Genomic DNA, 650 nt, shown 5'->3' on the forward strand with positions numbered 1-650 from the left:
CCACGGTGAATACGTTCCCGGGCCTTGTACACACCGCCCGTCACACCATGGGAGTGGGCTGCAAAAGAAGTGGGTAGCTTAACCTTCGGGGGGGCGCTCACCACTTTGTGGTTCATGACTGGGGTGAAGTCGTAACAAGGTAGCCCTAGGGGAACCTGGGGCTGGATCACCTCCTTACCTATACGACTAACTTAATGTTTGTTGAGTGTTCACACAGATTTGCTTGATAGAAGAAAGAGTAAAAGATGGGTCTGTAGCTCAGCTGGTTAGAGCGCACCCCTGATAAGGGTGAGGTCGGTGGTTCAAGTCCACTCTGACCCACCAATCCTTCCTTCTCAGCGTTGGAAAGTGACTCGTTTAGTGAACTAAACGTCGCCACTGTCCGCCTTGATAAGAAATGATTGGCAAACCAATCCTTTTAGAGGTTTGGAACATCTTACTTACTCGCACTGCATGTAAATGGGGCTATAGCTCAGCTGGGAGAGCGCCTGCCTTGCACGCAGGAGGTCTGCGGTTCGATCCCGCATAGCTCCACCATTTACACCTTATTCTGACTTTATTGCAAAGTAATAAGGCATATGCACTATGGATAGAGATGCCAAAGATAAACTTAAAAATTATCTTTGGCTTTTTTAAGCCCGCTCTTTAAC

2 tRNA genes and 1 rRNA gene are annotated in these 650 nt (G+C 48.3%); all 3 read left to right on the plus strand.

From position 1 onward, the window contains the following. Nucleotides 1-177, plus strand: a 16S ribosomal RNA gene (locus tag L5L91_RS22590); the annotation flags it as partial. Nucleotides 178-247: 70 nt separating this feature from the next. Continuing rightward, nucleotides 248-324 (plus strand) — tRNA-Ile (locus tag L5L91_RS22595). A 137-nt stretch (nt 325-461) separates the two neighbouring features. Next, a tRNA-Ala gene (locus tag L5L91_RS22600) sits at nt 462-537 on the plus strand. The last annotated feature ends 113 nt before the right edge of the window (nt 538-650 follow it).

The organism is Shewanella sp. SM55, assembly GCF_025654025.1.
Classification (GTDB): Bacteria; Pseudomonadota; Gammaproteobacteria; order Enterobacterales; family Shewanellaceae; genus Shewanella; species Shewanella oncorhynchi.